This is a genomic window from Cyclobacterium qasimii M12-11B (genome assembly GCF_000427295.1).
Taxonomy (GTDB): Bacteria; Bacteroidota; Bacteroidia; order Cytophagales; family Cyclobacteriaceae; genus Cyclobacterium; species Cyclobacterium qasimii.
The window spans coordinates 97,139-114,033 of sequence record NZ_ATNM01000091.1 but is presented as its reverse complement, the minus strand read 5'-3'; the positions used below and the strand labels follow the sequence as shown (position 1 = coordinate 114,033).

General features: G+C 39.1%; 13 protein-coding genes and 2 pseudogenes. All 15 read left to right on the top strand.

What is annotated here, in order from left to right:
* The first annotated feature begins 7 nt into the window (after positions 1-7).
* The 15 genes and pseudogenes from rplA (at position 8) to rpsS (ending at position 16,894) form a co-directional block, all read left to right on the top strand.
* Positions 8-706, top strand: a complete 699-nt coding sequence (gene rplA, locus ADICYQ_RS09290; RefSeq protein ID WP_020888657.1) for a 50S ribosomal protein L1 — start codon at positions 8-10, stop codon at positions 704-706.
* Positions 707-709: 3 nt separating this feature from the next.
* Entirely contained in the window at positions 710-1,252 is a 543-nt protein-coding gene (gene rplJ, locus ADICYQ_RS09285) for a 50S ribosomal protein L10 (protein ID WP_020888656.1), read from the top strand.
* A gap of 49 nt (positions 1,253-1,301) precedes the next feature.
* A complete protein-coding gene (gene rplL / locus ADICYQ_RS09280) occupies positions 1,302-1,679 on the top strand; it encodes a 50S ribosomal protein L7/L12 (protein WP_020888655.1) in 378 nt (125 codons plus the stop codon).
* A gap of 157 nt (positions 1,680-1,836) precedes the next feature.
* Positions 1,837-5,712, top strand: a complete 3,876-nt coding sequence (gene rpoB, locus ADICYQ_RS09275) for a DNA-directed RNA polymerase subunit beta (protein WP_020888654.1) — start codon at positions 1,837-1,839, stop codon at positions 5,710-5,712.
* A gap of 47 nt (positions 5,713-5,759) precedes the next feature.
* A pseudogene (gene rpoC, locus ADICYQ_RS09270) lies at positions 5,760-10,069 on the top strand (DNA-directed RNA polymerase subunit beta').
* Positions 10,070-10,139: 70 nt separating this feature from the next.
* Positions 10,140-10,469, top strand: coding sequence for a DUF3467 domain-containing protein (locus ADICYQ_RS09265; RefSeq protein WP_020888652.1), 330 nt, complete (start codon positions 10,140-10,142; stop codon positions 10,467-10,469).
* 155 nt (positions 10,470-10,624) lie between these two features.
* The gene (gene rpsL / locus ADICYQ_RS09260; protein WP_009053171.1) at positions 10,625-11,008 is read left to right on the top strand and encodes a 30S ribosomal protein S12; all 384 of its coding nucleotides are present in this window, start codon (positions 10,625-10,627) and stop codon (positions 11,006-11,008) included.
* A 23-nt stretch (positions 11,009-11,031) separates the two neighbouring features.
* Complete coding sequence (gene rpsG / locus ADICYQ_RS09255) at positions 11,032-11,499, top strand: 30S ribosomal protein S7 (protein ID WP_020888650.1); 468 nt, start codon at positions 11,032-11,034, stop codon at positions 11,497-11,499.
* 6 nt (positions 11,500-11,505) lie between these two features.
* On the top strand, positions 11,506-13,653 hold the full coding sequence (fusA, locus tag ADICYQ_RS09250; protein WP_020888649.1) for an elongation factor G: 2,148 nt from the start codon (positions 11,506-11,508) through the stop codon (positions 13,651-13,653).
* Between the two features lie 11 nt (positions 13,654-13,664).
* Positions 13,665-13,970 carry a 30S ribosomal protein S10 gene (gene rpsJ, locus ADICYQ_RS09245; RefSeq protein WP_014020620.1) on the top strand — a complete coding sequence of 102 codons (306 nt, stop codon included), beginning with the start codon at positions 13,665-13,667 and terminating at the stop codon, positions 13,968-13,970.
* A 247-nt stretch (positions 13,971-14,217) separates the two neighbouring features.
* On the top strand, positions 14,218-14,850 hold the full coding sequence (gene rplC / locus ADICYQ_RS09235) for a 50S ribosomal protein L3 (protein ID WP_040415383.1): 633 nt from the start codon (positions 14,218-14,220) through the stop codon (positions 14,848-14,850).
* A 4-nt stretch (positions 14,851-14,854) separates the two neighbouring features.
* Positions 14,855-15,484, top strand: coding sequence for a 50S ribosomal protein L4 (rplD, locus tag ADICYQ_RS09230; protein WP_020888647.1), 630 nt, complete (start codon positions 14,855-14,857; stop codon positions 15,482-15,484).
* A 4-nt stretch (positions 15,485-15,488) separates the two neighbouring features.
* Positions 15,489-15,776, top strand: a complete 288-nt coding sequence (rplW, locus tag ADICYQ_RS09225) for a 50S ribosomal protein L23 (protein WP_020888646.1) — start codon at positions 15,489-15,491, stop codon at positions 15,774-15,776.
* A gap of 24 nt (positions 15,777-15,800) precedes the next feature.
* Positions 15,801-16,613: pseudogene (gene rplB, locus ADICYQ_RS09220) on the top strand (50S ribosomal protein L2); the annotation flags it as partial.
* Between the two features lie 2 nt (positions 16,614-16,615).
* The gene (rpsS, locus tag ADICYQ_RS09215) at positions 16,616-16,894 is read left to right on the top strand and encodes a 30S ribosomal protein S19 (RefSeq protein ID WP_014020625.1); all 279 of its coding nucleotides are present in this window, start codon (positions 16,616-16,618) and stop codon (positions 16,892-16,894) included.
* The last annotated feature ends 1 nt before the right edge of the window (position 16,895 follow it).

Below are 16,895 nucleotides of genomic sequence, written 5' to 3'. Positions count from 1 at the left end.
CGTAAATATGGCTAAGTTAACAAAAAAGAAAAAAGAAGCTCTTTCTAAATACGACCCTAGCCAACAATATTCCTTGGCGGAGGCTTCTAGCATTGTTAAGGACATAACAACAACTAAATTTGACGCTTCTATTGACCTGGACATTCGTCTAGGTGTAGATCCACGAAAAGCTGACCAAATGGTTAGAGGTGTAGTGGCCTTGCCTCACGGCATTGGTAAAGAAGTGAAGGTTTTAGTACTTTGTAGTCCTGATAAGGAAGCAGAAGCCAAAGAAGCAGGAGCTGATTTTGTTGGATTGGATGAGTTCATTACAAAAATTGAGGGTGGTTGGACTGACATTGATGTCATCATCACTACTCCCAATGTAATGGCAAAAGTAGGTAGACTAGGTAGAGTATTAGGTCCTCGTGGACTAATGCCTAATCCTAAGTCTGGTACTGTAACCCTGGATGTAGGGAAAGCAGTTAATGAAGTAAAGGCTGGTAAAATTGATTTTAAAGTAGATAAGTTTGGTATTATCCATGCGAGTGTAGGCAAAGCCTCATTCTCTGCTGAAAAAATCCAGGAAAATGCGGAAGAATTAATTCTTACCATTTCCAAATTGAAGCCATCCGCTGCTAAAGGTACTTATTTTAAAAGTATTCATTTATCCAGCACTATGTCTTCGGGTATCGTTATTGATAAGAGTAGTATTCAAGGTTTATAAATTATGACTAGAGAAAACAAAAAAAGCATAATTGACGAACTTACCGAAAAGCTAAAATCTACTCCGCATTTCTATATCGCCGATGCATCAGGATTTAGTGTAGCTCAGGTAAATGGTTTCAGAAAAATGTGCTTCGATAAAGGCTTAGAATATAAAGTGTATAAAAATACGCTTATTAGAAAAGCCTTGGAAAATCTCGAGACAGATTATTCTGAATTCGCAGAGAATGCCTTAAAAGGCTTTTCAGGTATTTTGTTCTCATCCGAAGTTGGAAACCTTCCTGCTAAAGTCATTATTGACTACAGGAAGAAAGTTGCTACCAAAGATAAAAAGCCCTGGTTTAAAGGTGCTTCAATCGAAGGCGCACAATTTCTAGGAGAAGAAAATCTCGAAATGCTTTCTAAATTGAAATCAAGAGAGGAATTGATAGGCGAGGTAATCTCCCTACTACAATCTCCTGCTACCAATGTGGTTTCAGCGCTTCAAAGCGGAAAAAATATTCTTGCAGGTTTGGTGAAAACACTGGCCGAAAAAGAAGAAGCATAATACAAACATTCAAATTAGTAAATAACAATCAATTTAAATATTTAATACAATGGCAGATCTTAAAGCATTCGCTGAGCAGTTAGTTAACTTAACTGTAAAAGAGGTAAATGAGTTAGCCGCAATTTTGAAGGATGATTATGGTATCGAACCTGCTGCTGCTGCTGCTACTGTGGTAGCTGCTGGTGGAGCCGGTGAGGGTGCTGCTGAAGAAGAGCAAACTTCTTTTGATGTTGTCTTGAAAGCTGCAGGTGGACAAAAATTAGCAGTCGTAAAACTTGTTAAAGAATTGACAGGTCTTGGACTTAAAGAAGCGAAAGAAGTAGTTGATAGCGCTCCTAAAGCTGTTAAAGAAGGAGTAAGCAAAGAAGAAGCTGAAGCCCTTAAGAAACAACTTGAAGAAGCTGGAGCTGAAGTTGAGCTTAAATAGAATTGAATAGCCAACTCCTCTTAGGATTGGTTAAGCAGCATTAGACCTGACTTTTTAGTCAGGTCTTTTCCTGTTTATGGACATTGAAACAATTGCACTTTTTTAAGTGTGTATTGTATTATAAATATAAAAATTTTCACTAAAACTATATACTGCCTTGGCTATCCAGAATCAAACCGGAAGGAAAAGTTTCTCATCCATTAAGGTAGTCAAAGACTATCCGGATTTCTTAGATATTCAACTGCAATCTTTCAAAGATTTCTTTCAGTTGGATACTCCTGCAGAGAAAAGAAGGCAGGATGGTCTTTTCAAGGTTTTCTCAGAAAATTTTCCCATCAGTGACTCTAGGGAAAATTTCACCCTTGAATTTATCGACTATACCGTAGATCCTCCAAAATACAATGTTTCACAAAGTATTGACCGTGGTCTTACTTATTCTGTCCCGCTTAAAGCAAAATTAAGATTGCTTTGCTCTGACGAGGACAACGAAGATTTTGAAACCATCGAACAAGAAGTTTTCCTAGGAAATCTTCCTTACATGACGGAAAAAGGGTCCTTCGTAATCAATGGTGCTGAAAGGGTTATTGTTTCTCAATTGCACCGTTCACCTGGCGTATTCTTTGCGCAAAGTAAACATACAAATGGTACCAAGCTTTATTCAGCCAGGATTATACCTTTTAAAGGTTCTTGGATTGAATTTGCTACTGATATCAATAATGTAATGTATGCTTATATTGATAGGAAAAAGAAATTCCCTGTAACCACCCTTTTGAGGGCCATAGGTTATGGATCAGACAAACAAATACTTGATCTTTTCGGTCTTTCAGAAGAAGTAGAATCCAATAAATCCAATCTTAAAAAGATCATCGGTAGAAAACTTGCTGCTAGGGTGCTTCGTACCTGGGTAGAAGATTTCGTTGATGAAGATACAGGAGAGGTAGTTTCTATTGATAGAAACGAAGTTTTATTGGAAAGAGACAGCATCTTAACCGATGAGGACATTGAGTTAATTCAGGAGTCAGGTGCAAAAAGTGTCATCCTTCATAGAGAGGATGTCAATATTGCTGATTATTCCATTATTTATAATACCCTTCAAAAAGATAACTCTAACTCTGAAAAAGAAGCTGTTGAGGTAATTTACCGTCAGCTTAGAAATACTGAAGCTCCTGATGAAGCTACAGCAAGAGAAGTTATACACGGTCTATTCTTTTCAGACAAAAGATACGATTTAGGTGAAGTAGGTAGGTACAGGATCAATAAAAAATTAGGATTGGATATCGATTCTGAGAAAATTGTTCTTACTACCCAGGACATCATCTCTATCGTAAAATACCTTATTGGTTTGATCAACTCTAAAGCTGTAGTTGATGATATTGATCACTTGAGCAATAGAAGGGTAAGAACAGTTGGAGAACAACTGTATAGCCAATTTGGTGTTGGTTTGGCTAGAATGGCTAGAACGATCAGAGAAAGAATGAATGTTAGGGACAATGAGGATTTCAAACCTGTTGATCTTATCAATGCAAGAACGCTTTCTTCTGTAATCAACTCCTTCTTCGGAACGAATCAACTAAGTCAATTTATGGATCAAACCAACCCACTTGCGGAGTTGACCCATAAAAGAAGACTTTCTGCGCTTGGACCTGGTGGACTATCCAGAGAACGTGCAGGATTTGAAGTACGAGATGTTCACTATACGCATTATGGACGTCTTTGTACCATTGAAACTCCTGAAGGTCCAAATATTGGATTGATCTCCTCTCTTTGTGTTCATGCCAAAGTAAACGGCATGGGATTCTTAGAGACCCCTTACAGAAAAGTAAGCGAGGGTAAAGTGAGTATGAAACCTGAAGATGTTGTATTCCTTACCGCAGAAGAAGAGGATGATAACAATATCGCACAGGCAAATGCGCCACTTGATGACAAAGGTGTATTTATTAATGATAAAGTAAAAGCCAGATTTGAAGGTGATTTCCCGGTTCTTGAACCTAAAGAAATTTCCTACATGGACGTAGCACCAAATCAAATTGTTTCTGTTGCGGCATCTTTAATTCCTTTCTTGGAACATGATGATGCAAACCGTGCCCTAATGGGTTCAAACATGCAACGTCAAGCAGTTCCTTTGCTAAAAGCTGAAGCACCAATTGTTGGTACTGGCCTGGAAGGTAAAGCTGCGATAGATTCAAGGTCGCTAATATTGGCAGAAGCTGATGGCGTTATTGATTATGTAGATGCTGAAAAAATAACCGTCAAATATGAATTATCAGATGATGAATTGCTGGTAAATTTCAGTGACGAGTATAAAAGTTATAAACTGATTAAATTCAGAAGAACTAACCAGGATACTACAATTAACCTAACTCCGATTGTATTACAAGGACAAAAGGTAGTTAAAGGTCAGGTATTGGTAGAAGGATACTCAACCAATAAAGGCGAGTTGGCATTGGGTAAAAACCTTCTTGTGGCTTACATGCCATGGCAGGGGTATAACTTTGAAGATGCAATCGTGATTTCTGAGAGAGTAGTAAGGGAAGATGTATTTACTTCCATACACATCGAAGAATTCCAACTCGAAGTTAGAGATACCAAACGTGGTGAAGAAGAGCTTACCTCTGAAATTCCTAACGTGTCTGAAGATGCAGTTAAGAATCTTGATGAGAATGGTATCATTCGAGTAGGTTCTGAATTAAAAGAAGGAGATATAATCATAGGTAAGATTACACCAAAAGGTGAAACTGATCCTACTCCGGAAGAGAAATTACTTCGTGCCATATTTGGGGACAAAGCTGGTGATGTCAAAGATGCTTCATTGAAAGCTTCTCCATCGTTGAATGGTGTGGTTATCAATACTAAATTATTCTCCAGACCTAAGAAAGACAAGGATCTTCGTGCAAAAGCGAAAGCTGATGTAGAGAAACTTAAACAAAAATACAGCAAAGATCTACTTGGTGTAAGATCAAGGATGATTCAAAAGCTTGTTACTGTTCTTGAGGAAAAAGTTTCGAAAGGTATTCGTCACAAGTTTGGTGATGAGATAATTAGCAAAGGGGTTAAATTCAATTATCAAAACATTGAAAACAATCTTTTCCCTGCTAAGAATCCTTATAGAGACGAAAGCAACTACAATGTGGCTGAAGAGGTAAACCTTATATCAGATATCCTTTTGGATGACTGGACTGAGGACGAGCATACCAATTCTTTGGTTCAGCAGTTGGTGAAAAACTATACCAATACCAGAAATGAAATTTCAGGTATCTTCAAAAGGAACAAATTTACTTTAGAAGTAGGTGATGAATTACCAGCTGGTATTGTTCAAATGGCCAAAGTATATGTTGCCAAGAAACGTAAGTTGAAGGTAGGAGATAAAATGGCAGGTAGACACGGTAACAAAGGTATTGTTGCAAGGATAGTAAGGGATGAAGACATGCCTTTCCTTGCTGACGGACAGCCTATGGATATTGTGTTGAATCCACTTGGTGTACCTTCTAGGATGAATATTGGTCAGATCTATGAGACTGTTCTTGCCTGGGCAGGAAGAATCTTAGGTAAAACCTATGCTACTCCAATCTTTGACGGTGCTACTACTGAAGAAGTTGCGGAAGAACTTGGTAAAGCTGGTCTACCATCATTCGGTAGGACTTACCTATTCGATGGCCTTACGGGTAATAAGTTTGACCAACCTGTTACTGTTGGGATTTCTTATATGCTTAAACTAGGTCACCTTGTAGATGATAAGATGCACGCAAGGTCAATCGGACCATATTCTCTTATTACACAACAACCATTGGGTGGTAAAGCTCAGTTTGGTGGACAGCGTTTTGGAGAAATGGAAGTTTGGGCACTTGAGGCATTTGGTGCTTCTCATGTACTAAGAGAAATCTTAACTGTGAAGTCTGATGATGTTATAGGCCGTGCAAAAGCTTATGAAGCCATCGTAAAAGGTGAGAATTTACCAAAAGCTAACATTCCTGAGTCCTTCAACGTACTTGTACACGAGCTCAGAGGACTTGCATTGGAAATTACGCTTGACTAACTTAGAAACCATTAGGCCTTTAAGGCCTTCAATTACACATAAAAACTATGGCGTTCAGAAAAAATAAAAACTAAACAACGACTTTTCCAGAGTCACCATTAGTTTGGCTTCACCTGAGTCCATCTTGGACAGTTCGCATGGTGAGGTTACACAACCTGAAACGATCAATTACAGAACTTACAAGCCTGAAATGGGTGGATTGTTTTGTGAGAGAATCTTCGGGCCGGTAAAAGACTGGGAATGTCATTGTGGGAAATACAAGCGCATAAGGTATAAAGGTATCATCTGTGACCGTTGTGGCGTAGAAGTTACTGAGAAGAAGGTAAGGAGAGAGCGCATGGGCCACATAGAGTTGGTTGTGCCCGTAGCGCATATATGGTACTTCAAATCCCTTCCCAACAAGATTGGTTACCTGTTGGGATTGCCTACAAAAAAGCTGGATCAAATCGTTTATTATGAAAGGTATGTAGTGATCAACGCTGGTATAAAAGCGGATGATGGATTGCAATACCTGGATTTCCTAACGGAGGATGAATATCTTGATATTATGGATAAGCTTCCTAAGGAAAACCATATGATGGATGATGATGATCCGAATAAGTTTATTGCCAAAATGGGTGCAGAAGCACTTGAAATGTTATTGGCTAGACTTGATTTGGACGATCTATCTTATAGCCTTAGACACCAGGCCGCTACCGATACTTCTCAGCAAAGAAAAGCTGAAGCATTGAAGCGACTTAAGGTTGTAGAAGCTTTCAGAGATGCCAGGACACGAATAGAAAACAGACCTGAATGGATGATCGTACGTATGGTACCGGTTATTCCACCAGAGCTTCGTCCTTTGGTTCCTCTTGACGGTGGTAGATTTGCTACTTCAGATTTAAATGATCTATACAGAAGGGTTATTATTAGAAATAACCGTCTGAAAAGATTAATTGATATTAAAGCACCAGAAGTAATTCTTAGAAATGAGAAAAGAATGCTTCAGGAAGCTGTTGATTCCTTATTTGACAATTCAAGGAAAGTCAATGCGGTAAGATCTGATGGAAATAGGGCTTTAAAATCCTTATCAGACATGCTGAAAGGAAAGCAAGGTAGATTCCGTCAAAACCTTTTGGGAAAAAGGGTTGATTATTCTGGACGTTCTGTGATTGTAGTTGGGCCTGAGCTTAAACTACATGAATGTGGATTGCCTAAGAATATGGCAGCTGAGCTTTTCAAACCTTTTATTATCAGGAAACTGATAGAAAGAGGCATTGTAAAGACAGTGAAATCTGCTAAGAAAATAGTAGACAGGAAAGACCCGGTTGTTTGGGATATCTTAGAAAATGTTCTTAAAGGGCATCCTGTCATGCTAAACCGTGCACCAACATTGCACAGATTGGGTATTCAGGCATTCCAACCCAAGTTGATCGAAGGAAAAGCAATTCAACTTCATCCACTTGTATGTACTGCCTTTAATGCGGATTTTGATGGTGACCAAATGGCTGTTCACGTTCCTTTGGGACATGAAGCGATATTGGAAGCCTCAACTTTGATGCTATCCTCTCACAACATTCTTAATCCTGCCAATGGTGCACCGATTACTGTTCCTTCACAGGATATGGTTTTGGGTCTCTATTATGTAACCAAAGGCATGAGATCTACCCCAGAGAAAAAAGTTGAGGGTGAAGGAATGACTTTCTATGGTCTAGAAGAGGTTTTGATCGCACTGAATGAAGGTGCCATTTCTAAACATGCCCATATTAAGTGTAAAGTTAAAGTAAGGAAAGATGATGGATCTCTGGCTGTAGAATTAATAGAAACTGTAGCTGGTCGATTAATATTCAATCAATTTGTGCCTGATGAAGTAGGCTTTGTAAACGAATTGTTGACCAAGAAAAAACTGCAGCAAATTATTGCTGAGGTGGTTAAGATTTGTGGCATTGCACGTTCAGCACAATTCCTTGATGATATCAAGCATTTAGGATTCCAAACAGCCTTTAAAGGAGGCCTGTCTATGGGACTTGACGATGTAATTATTCCTGATGAAAAAGATCCGTTGATAGCGAAAGCTACTACAGATGTTGATCAGGTATGGAACAATTACTTGATGGGATTGATCACTGATAATGAGAGATACAATCAAGTAATTGATATATGGACCCGAACCAACTCTAACCTGACGAATATTCTTATGCGTCAGATGGAGGAAGACAACCAGGGATTCAACGCCATCTATATGATGATGCACTCAGGAGCCCGTGGTTCCCGTGAGCAGATCAGACAGTTGGGTGGAATGCGTGGGCTGATGGCCAAACCTCAGAAAAATCTTCAAGGTTCAGTAGGAGAGATTATTGAAAACCCTATTCTATCTAACTTTAAAGAAGGATTGGATGTATTGGAGTACTTTATCTCTACTCACGGTGCAAGAAAGGGTCTAGCGGATACAGCACTTAAAACTGCGGATGCTGGATACTTGACAAGAAGACTTGTGGATGTAGCCCAAGACATGATCGTATCTGAAGAAGATTGCGGTACATTGAGAGGGCTTGTTGTTCAAGCTTTGAAAGACAATGATGAGATCGTAGAGCCATTATCTGAGCGAATTGTAGGTAGAATTGCAGTTCACGATGTGATTGATCCTTTAACTGACGAATTGATACTTGAGTCCGGTGGAGAAATTTCTGATGAGATCGCTAAGATCATTGACGAATCTGCAGTAGAAGAAGTTGAAATTCGATCTGTATTGACTTGCGAAACCAGAAGAGGTGTTTGCTGTAAATGTTACGGTCGTAACCTTACAACTGGTAGCATTGTTCAAGTTGGAGAGTCAGTTGGTGTAATTGCTGCTCAGTCTATTGGAGAGCCAGGTACTCAGTTGACCTTGAGAACGTTCCACGTTGGGGGTACAGCTTCCAATATATCTGTAGAGGCAAATATTAACTCTAAGTTTGATGGAATTGTAGAATTTGAAGACGAGCTAAGATGGATCAAAACCACTAATAAAGATGGTGATGATGTTTCTATCGTAATGGGTAGATCAGGTGAAATTAAAATTAATGACCTGAAATCTGGTAAAACTTTGGTTTCTAATCACGTCCCTTACGGGTCTATTCTTAATGTAGCTGACGGACAGAAAATCGTTAAAGGCGATTCTCTATGTACTTGGGATCCATACAATGCTGTTATCCTCTCTGAGTTTGACGGTAAAGTTGATTTTGAAGCAATCATTGAGGGAGTTACCTATAAGGAGGTAGCTGATGATCAAACTGGCTATAGAGAAAAAGTAATTATCGATACCAAAGATAAAACGAAAAACCCAGCTGTAGTTGTAGAGCATGGTGATGATACCAAGTCTTACAATATTCCTGTTGGAGCTCACCTTTCAGTAGAAAAAGGAGAGGACGTTAAATCTGGTCAGATCCTTGTTAAAATTCCTCGTTCTGTAGGTAAAACAAGAGATATTACCGGTGGTCTTCCAAGAGTTACTGAGCTTTTTGAAGCCAGGAACCCATCCAACCCTGCTGTAGTATCTGAAATTGATGGTGTAGTATTGTACGGTGGAATCAAAAGAGGTAACCGTGAGATCTTCATTGAATCCAAAGATGGCGTTAGGAAAAGATACATGGTATCCTTGTCCAAGCACATTTTGGTGCAAGAGAATGACTTTATAAGAGCTGGTGAGCCACTTTCTGATGGCGCCATTACTCCGAATGACATATTGGCTATCAAAGGCCCTACAGCTGTTCAGGAATACTTGGTAAATGAAATTCAGGAAGTATACCGTCTACAAGGTGTAAAAATCAATGACAAGCACATCGAGGTAATTGTAAGCCAGATGATGCAGAAAGTTGAAATCCTTGATGCTGGAGATACAGGATTTCTTCAGAATCAGATTGTAGACAAATGGGCTTTCCGTCAAGAGAATGATATGATTCTTGACAAAAAGGTTGTGGTAGAGCCAGGCGATTCAGCAGCCTTGAAGGCAGGAATGATAATCTCTGCGCGTAAGCTTAGAGATGAGAATTCTAGCTTGAAGCGTAAGGACCTCAAGATAGTTCAGGTTAGAGATGCACAAACATCTGTTTCTAGACCTACATTGCAAGGTATTACGGCTTCATCTTTAGGTACAGAAAGCTTTATTTCTGCTGCGTCCTTCCAGGAGACCACTAAGGTACTTAGTGAGGCTGCTATCAGAGGCAAGCGAGATGAGTTATTAGGTCTTAAAGAGAACGTAATTGTTGGTCACCTTATTCCGGCTGGAACAGGACAACGAAAATTCAACAATTTGATCGTAGGGTCAAAAGAAGAATATGAGTTGTTGACGGCTGAGAAAGAGGCGGGTTACAAGAAGGTTCGCGAGGTAATTAAATAAAAAATAATTCCTAAATACAAAAGGTCTGCTTTTTGGAGCAGACCTTTTTTTATCCTATTTGACATACGCTATGGAAGATGATAAAAAAATAGAGGAGCAGAAAAAGCAGCAAATAAATATTGAGCTGACGGATGAGATTGCTGAAGGAATATATTCCAATTTAGCAATGATCGCTCATTCTAATTCAGAATTTGTCGTAGATTTTATTCGCCTGATGCCTGGAATACCTAAGGCAAAGGTTAAATCACGAATAATAATGACGCCAGATCATGCTTTGCGGCTTTTACATGCTTTGAAAGATAACATCGAAAAGTACGAAAAAGCATTTGGGAAAATCCAAGGAGGAAAGGATGCACCTCAATTCCCAATGAATTTTGGGGGAACATTAGGAGAAGCATAATAATCAGGAGTAACGTAAAAATCCTATTTACCGTGAAGATAGTTTATAGGACCATTACAAATTATAACTCCTTAATTTTGTTTGTTTTATTGATTTGTTTACCTTTGCAATCCGAATTTTATAAGTTTAAAGCAGATTAATTAATTTATCTATTAATGCCTACTATACAACAGTTAGTTAGAAAAGGTAGAACCACTCTTGAGAGCAAATCCAAGTCAAGGGCTTTGGATGCATGTCCTCAAAGGAGAGGTGTGTGTACCCGTGTGTACACTACTACGCCAAAGAAGCCTAATTCTGCCATGAGAAAAGTGGCCAGGGTTAGATTGACCAATGGTAAAGAAGTCAACGCTTACATTCCTGGAGAGGGTCACAACCTTCAAGAGCACTCTATTGTGTTGATCCGTGGTGGAAGGGTTAAAGATTTACCAGGAGTTAGATACCATATTATCCGTGGAGCATTGGATACTGCAGGCGTGAAAGACCGTAAGCAGGGCCGTTCTAAATATGGGGCTAAGCGACCTAAGGCCGCTAAAAAATAATATCATATTAATAACAGAATAAAATGAGAAAAGCAAAACCAAAAAAGAGGTATATTCTTCCTGATCCCAAATTCAATGACACTTTGGTCACCAGGTTCGTCAATTGTCTTATGGTAGACGGTAAGAAAAGTATTGCTTACAGAATATTCTATGATGCTATCAGCAAAGTAGAAGAAAAAGTAGGTGAGAATGGTCTTGAGGTTTGGAAAAAAGCGCTTAACACTATCACTCCTGCCGTAGAGGTAAAGAGTCGTAGAGTTGGGGGTGCAACTTTCCAGGTACCTTTGGAAGTTAGGCCTGACCGTAAAATTTCCTTAGGTATTAAATGGATGATTACTTTTGCTAGAAAAAGAGGTGAAAAAACCATGATGGATCGACTGGCTGGAGAGATTATCTCAGCTTCTAAAGGAGAAGGAGCGGCTGTGAAGAAGAAAGACGATACGCATAGGATGGCGGAAGCCAATAAAGCATTCTCGCATTTTAGATTTTAATAAGTAATGGCTAAGAAAGACTTACAATATTTAAGAAACATTGGTATAATGGCTCACATTGACGCCGGAAAAACAACAACTTCCGAGCGTATTTTGTATTACACTGGTTTGTCACATAAAATCGGTGAAGTACATGATGGAGCAGCCACTATGGACTGGATGGAGCAAGAGCAGGAGAGAGGGATTACCATCACTTCTGCCGCTACAACTACCAAATGGAAATACCCAACAAATCAAGGACAACCTTTAGAAACCACTAAAGAATATCACGTTAACTTGATTGATACCCCAGGTCACGTGGATTTTACCGTAGAGGTAGAAAGATCCCTTCGTGTATTGGATGGTGCAGTTGCCTTGTTTTGTGCTGTGTCAGGTGTAGAGCCTCAGTCCGAAACAGTTTGGAGACAAGCTGATAAATATCACGTTCCAAGAATCTGCTTTGTAAACAAAATGGATCGTGCCGGAGCTGATTTTTTCAATGCTATTATTGAAATCAAAGAGAAATTAGGTGCTAACCCTGTTCCTCTTCAGATTCCAATTGGAGCAGAGGACACATTTAGAGGAGTTGTTGACCTTATCACTAATCAGGCCATTGTATGGAATGAAGAGGATCAGGGAATGACATATAAAGTCATTGATATTCCTGAAGATCTTAAGGAGACTGTTGCAGAATACAGACAAAGTCTTATTGAGCAAGTAGCTTCTTATGATGAGGATTTAATGATTAAATTCTTTGAGGATGAAAACTCCATCACCAAAGAAGAAATAATGACAGCCATCAGAAAGGCAGTTATTAACATGGACTTTTCTCCTGTTCTTTGTGGCTCTGCTTTCAAAAACAAAGGAGTTCAGGCCTTATTGGATGCTGTAATGGCATACTTGCCTTCACCTCTTGATTTGCCTCCTGTAAAAGGAACTGATCCTGATACTGAAGAGCCAGTGTTAAGACATCCTGACAGTGATGAACCATTTGCAGCACTAGCATTTAAAATTGCTACCGATCCATTTGTTGGTCGATTGGCATTTATGCGTGTGTATTCTGGAAACTTGAGTTCTGGATCATATGTATTCAACACTAGAACGAATAAAAAAGAAAGAATATCAAGACTACTTCAGATGCACTCCAACAAGCAAAACCCAATTGATAGGGTAGAAGCTGGAGATATATGTGCTGGTGTTGGTTTTAAAGATATCAAAACTGGGGATACACTTTGTGATGAAAAACATAAAGTTATCCTAGAAGAAATGACTTTCCCTGAACCAGTTATTGGTTATGCGATTGAGCCTAAAACTCAAGCGGATGTCGATAAATTAGGTATGGCTATTTCTAAGTTGGTTGAGGAAGATCCTACACTACACGTTAACACAGATCACGAAACTGGTCAGGTTATCTTGAGAGGTATGGGTGAACTTCACCTTGAAATTATTATCGACAGGCTTAAGCGTGAGTTTAAGGTTGAGATCACTCAAGGTGCACCTCAGGTAGCTTATAAGGAAGCTCTTTTTGCTGGTATTGAACACAAAGAAGTGTACAAGAAGCAAACAGGTGGTAAGGGTAAATTTGCAGACATTGTGTTCGAAATTGGACCAAAAGACCCAGATCCTGAAACCAATGAGATCAAAGCAGGATTGGATTTTGTAAATGGTATCGTAGGTGGTGTTATTCCAAGAGAATTTATCCCTTCAGTTCAGAAAGGCTTTGCGGAGTCTATGAAGAATGGTCCATTGGCAGGATATCCAATTGAATCCATGAAAGTGAGATTGTTCCATGGTTCTTTCCACGATGTGGATTCAGATGCATTGTCATTTGAAATGGCAGCGCGACTAGGATTTAGGGAAGCAGCTAAAAAATGTAAGCCTCAATTATTGGAGCCAATCATGGCTGTGGAAGTAGTTACACCTGAAGAATACACAGGACCTGTAACAGGTGACTTGAACCGTAGAAGAGGTTTGATGAAAGGGATGGATACAAAAGGTGTAGCTTCTGTTATCAAGTCCTCAGTACCATTGTCAGAATTGTTTGGCTATGTTACAGATTTGAGAACCATTACATCAGGAAGGGCTTCTGCCTCACTTACTTTCTCACACTATGACCCTGTTCCTAATAACATTGCCGAAGCTATCATAGCTAAAGTAAAAGGAGAGAAGGCTTAAAATAATCGAACATGAATCAAAAAATCAGAATAAAACTAAAGTCTTACGATCATAGCCTGGTGGACAAGTCATCAGAGAAAATCGTGAAAGCTGTAAAATCTACAGGTGCAGTGGTTGTAGGTCCAATTCCTCTTCCAACTAAAAAAGAGAAATTCACCGTATTGAAATCTCCACACGTAAACAAAAAAGCTAGAGAGCAATTTCAGCTTTGTACGTACAAGAGATTGGTAGATATCTACTCTAATAGTTCAAAAACTGTAGATGCTTTGATGAAAATCGAACTTCCAAGTGGAGTTGATGTAGAAATTAAAGTTTAATCTTTACTTATAAAATTTGAAAAAAACCTACACCATTTCTGGTGTAGGTTTTTTTTTGAGCAAATTTTTTGCGTTGGTTTTAGTAGAAAGTAAAATATAACTCTGCTTCCGGATGTTTTCTAAGCTAATTGTTTGAAAATATTCATGTTGCAGTTTGTTACCTGAGTTTAAATTACTAACTTTGCAATCCTTTAAAGGGGACAGGTGTGTAGACACTTGTGAATCATTGTATATCATATATCCAAAGATGTCTGGAATAATAGGTAAAAAAATCGGAATGACTAGTATTTTTAGTGCCGATGGACGAAATGTCGCATGCACGTTAGTAGAAGCTGGTCCTTGTGTAGTTACGCAAGTAAAAAATGTAGAATCAGACGGGTACAACGCTGTACAGTTGTCTTATGGGGAGCGTAAAGAAAAAAATACGCCTAAACCATTAATTGGCCATTTTAAAAAGGCTGGGACAACTCCAAAACAGAAAGTTGTTGAATTTAGGGATTTCAGAGTGGAATTCGAAGGTCAGGTTGACATGGGTAAAACTGTGGTATCTGACAAGATCTTTGTTGAAGGCGATTTTATTGATGCCATAGGAACTTCCAAAGGGAAAGGTTTCCAAGGTGTTGTTAAGCGTCATGGGTTTGCAGGGGTTGGCGGTGCCACTCACGGCCAGCACAACAGACTACGTCATCCAGGTTCTATCGGTGCTTGCTCTTGGCCCTCAAGGGTTTTTAAAGGCATGAGAATGGCTGGAAGAACCGGTGGTAACAGGGTCAAAGTACTAAATTTGAAAGTACTTAAAATATATCCTGAAAAGAACCTACTATTAGTTAGTGGTTCAATACCGGGAGCCAAAAATTCTTTTGTGATTCTAGAGAAGTAATAAGATGGAATTAGCGATATTAAAACAAACCGGTGAAGAAACCGGAAGGAAGATCACGCTCTCGGAAGATATATTTTCTATGGAGCCCAATGATCACGCGATTTATCTGGATGTAAAACAGTATTTGGCGAATAGAAGACAGGGTACGCATAAATCTAAAGAAAGAGCGGAAATTTCCGGCTCTACCAGAAAGATTAAAAAGCAAAAAGGTACCGGTAGTGCTCGTGCAGGGTCTATCAAATCTCCAATATTTAGAGGAGGAGGAAGAGTATTCGGGCCAAGGCCTAGAGATTACTCTTTTAAATTGAACAAGAAATTGAAGCAGGTTGCCAGAAAGTCTGCATTAAGTTACAAAGCCAAAGAAAATGGTTTAGTGATTTTAGAAGATTTGGTTTTTGATGCACCTAAGACCAAAGATTTTATCAATCTGTTGTCCAAGTTATCTTTATCAGATAAAAAGACACTTCTAGTGGTTGGTGAAAACAATCCAAATGTTTATTTGTCATCTAGGAACGTACCAAAGACGAAAGTTAGAATTTTCAGTGAGTTGAATACTTACGAAGTTCTTGATGCTGATAGTCTTGTTCTTTGTGAAGGTGCAGTAAGTAAGTTAGAAACCCTTTTATCGAAGTAAAATCATGGATATATTAAAAAGACCTTTAATTACAGAAAAGATCTCAGCCATGAACGAACGTGGGGTGTACGGTTTTGTAGTTGAAAGAACTGCAAAAAAGCCTCAAATTAAAGATGCCGTAGAGAAAATGTACGGTGTTAAAGTGGTTGAAGTACGCACCATGCGCTATGCTGCAAAGAAAAAGACGAGGTACACCAAAGCTAAAATTGTTTCTGGATATACCAACACCTTTAAGAAGGCAATGGTACAGGTAGCAGAAGGTGAAATCATTGATTTTTACGGAGAAATTTAATTGAATCAGAGCAATGGCAGTTAAAAATTAAAACCTGTAACTCCTGGTACCCGTTTTAGGGTGGCACCTTCATTTGATGAAGTTACTACCTCTAAGCCGGAAAAGAGCCTCTTGGCTCCTTTGAAGAAAAGCGGTGGCAGGAATCATAGCGGTAAAATGACCACCAGATATCTAGGTGGCGGACATAAAAAGAGACTTAGGATCGTCGATTTCAAAAGAAATAAAGAAGGCGTTCCTGCAGTTGTTAAGACGATAGAATACGATCCAAATAGAACAGCAAGGATTGCTTTGTTGTTTTACGTAGATGGTACTAAAGCTTACATGATTGCACCTGAAGGACTTGAAGTAGGTCAAACGGTTGTTTCTGGTGAAGGAGCAAGTCCTGAAGTTGGCAATACTTTGTATTTGAGTAAAATTCCTTTGGGTACAATTATTCACAACATTGAATTGAAGCCTGGTAAAGGTGGAGCAATGGCAAGAAGTGCGGGTGGATACGCTCAGCTTTTGGCTAGAGAAGGAAAATACGTGACACTCAAATTGCCTTCTGGCGAAATGAGAATTGTTTTGGGTACATGTAAGGCTACGATTGGAACTGTTTCTAATGGAGACCATATGAACGTAGTACTTGGAAAAGCTGGTCGTAAGAGATGGCTTGGAAGAAGACCTCGTACAAGAGGTGTTGCTATGAACCCTGTAGATCACCCAATGGGTGGTGGTGAAGGCCGTTCTTCAGGTGGTCATCCACGTTCGAGAAATGGCTTATTGGCCAAGGGTAAAAAGACTCGTTCGCCCAAAAAGTACTCCAATAAATTTATCATTAGCAGAAGAACTAAGTAAACATGGCACGTTCGTTAAAAAAAGGCCCATATATAGAGCACCACTTGTTAAAGAAAGTGGATGTTATGAACGAATCTGGGAAAAAATCTGTAATCAAAACTTGGTCCAGAAGATCAATGATTTCTCCAGATTTTGTTGGACTGACCTTTGCAGTGCATAATGGAAACAAATTTATTCCTGTTTTTGTGACCGACAATATGGTTGGACATAAGTTAGGTGAATTTGCACCTACCAGGAATTTCCGTGGACACATTGCCAAAAAAGATAAAGGAAAGAGATAAT